Source organism: Microcoleus sp. PH2017_08_TRC_O_A (assembly GCF_020738665.1).
Taxonomy (GTDB): domain Bacteria; phylum Cyanobacteriota; class Cyanobacteriia; order Cyanobacteriales; family Microcoleaceae; genus Microcoleus.
This window is the reverse complement of record NZ_JAEQCE010000196.1, coordinates 1-1988: the sequence shown is the minus strand read 5'-3', so window position 1 is coordinate 1988 and position 1988 is coordinate 1. Positions and strand designations below refer to the sequence as shown.

Sequence of the window (1988 nt, the reverse complement as noted above, 5' to 3'; positions counted from 1 at the left end):
AGCATCCCACTTACAGAAGTCACAACCACTTATGTCAGATTTTTTGGTTCCTACTCTTCTAGGATAACTGGGGTTATATTTAATTGCAAGCCCCTAACTTCTGGCAGGCAAGTCTGTCTGGTGCGTACTTGAGTGGTCTCTCCTTAGAAAGTATTAACTTAGAAAATGCCTATTTGACAGGTGTTCATCTATTTGAATGCCGTATTGATAACAGTAATTTAGCAGATGCTAATTTGAGGGGGGCCTATCTGCTACAGGTTTTAATCACAAATACTGACTTTCGCAGAGCCGATTTCAGTGGGAGCAAACTAGAAGATGTTTCTATGGAAAATGTTAACCTGAGTAATGCTTGCCTTATAGGTGCAGAAGGGATTGTTATACGTGGGATAATAAGTCTACGGCTAGAACGGATTAATTTCAACAATGCCACAATGCCAGATGGAACAATCTTTAGTAGTTGTTAGTACAAAATAACAGGTATTGAACATTTACTAAATTAGTGCCAGCCTAGTCACGGAAATTTAGGTAGCCAATCACAATGCTCTTGTGCCATACCAAGTAATGAATCTATTTCCACTTAGCTCCTAAGTGTCTGCACAAGAGCTAGTCAAGATTGGATAGAAGGTCAAGACCGGTAAGACGTTTAAGATCGACAGTCGTAACAGTCCAGGTTTGCCAATCTCTCCACTGAGCCAAGCTTGTTATAGGAGAACGATGTTCCGACGATGGCAACAAACCATTTAGCGGATGCGGTATTGGGGTCGAAAAATCGGTTGGTGCTGGTCTATTAGGCGTTATTACAGAGATAACATTTGTGTTGGCTGCTGTGATATCATTTATGCCTAAACCCGGGTGATCCAAGACCAAGATATTTTTCCAAGTATAATCAGGAACATTGATCATTTTATCGTTAATTGTTCCTAATGTTCCATATCCACCAGCAGTAATGTAAAGTTCTTTACCTTCTAATGCTAACTGGTAGCAATATTCTTCAAGGTTTCGCCACGCGGTACTACTAACATTATTTCCAGGGTATTGCGGAAGTGCATTCGTCATAAGAAATGTAGACAACATATCCTTCTTATCTCGGTTTCGTTGTTCGGAAGTTGCCATGTGACCGCGGTCGTAGAGGTTGTTTGGATAGCCTTTGTAATCCTCACTTGTAACTAGCGGACTAAAAGGAATAGGTAAGGTTTCATCGGACTTGAATACACCGCTTCTTGTTAACTCACCCAGCCAGGAACGGTTTAATTGCCAAGTTACCCATTTGGGATTTTTAGAGTTGTTATCGTAAGACACTGTATATTGTGGCTTCTCTAATAGGTAGTTGTTTTGTTGGGCAGGGTCACGGCGAGCTTCTTCTCCATTGTAAGCAGGATTACCGAATTTGAGGTGAGTGCTTTTAAAGAAGACATCATCTAAGAAAACTTCACCACCATTTAATTCAAACTTTAGTGTAGCTGATTTTCCTCGCAGGTCTTGGGGTATCTCATCTATATGAAATGTTTCAAATCCTGTAGTACCAAAGCCAATCCTGAATCGATCTGAGGGGTAAGAAGTTTGTGAGCTGGAATTTTTATTTTCTGCTGCACTTAGAACAATAACTCCAATAGGTTGATATTCGTCGTACCCTGGTGCATCTCCTTTGATAGAGACCTTAAGTTCTCCGTTATTGAGTTGAGGAACATGAAGGTTAAAACGTAATGTTCCCCAGTCAGGCACGACAAAGCGATTGTGTGTGATGCTATCTCCCGATGTTAATTTCAAGGCATTGTTAGGTTCAGTAATGCCCAACTGTTCCAGGTAATTTAGTGATAAGTTAGCTCCCTTCTCATTCTTGATGGTACGAGGTTCGTTAAGTGCGGGAATATCCCTCCAATCAACTAACCTACTTGTCGGCGACGCAATATTTGACGTACCGCCGTGAAAAGACCAGCCCGGAATCGCATTACTAATAGCATTTCGGAACAAACTACGCGGATTAAAGA

The 1988-nt window shown here is 41.1% G+C and carries 2 protein-coding genes; one reads left to right on the top strand and one right to left on the bottom strand.

Annotated elements, in window-relative coordinates; translation table 11 throughout:
• Nucleotides 1-83: 83 nt before the first annotated feature.
• Nucleotides 84-464: a pentapeptide repeat-containing protein gene (locus JGK22_RS33005; RefSeq protein WP_293314555.1), complete on the top strand. Its 381-nt coding sequence runs from the start codon at nt 84-86 to the stop codon at nt 462-464.
• Nucleotides 465-603: 139 nt separating this feature from the next.
• On the opposite strand, the gene JGK22_RS33000 is transcribed toward JGK22_RS33005, so the two are convergent.
• On the bottom strand, nt 604-1988 hold a 1385-nt coding region (locus JGK22_RS33000; protein ID WP_293314553.1), incomplete at its 5' end, for a DNA/RNA non-specific endonuclease.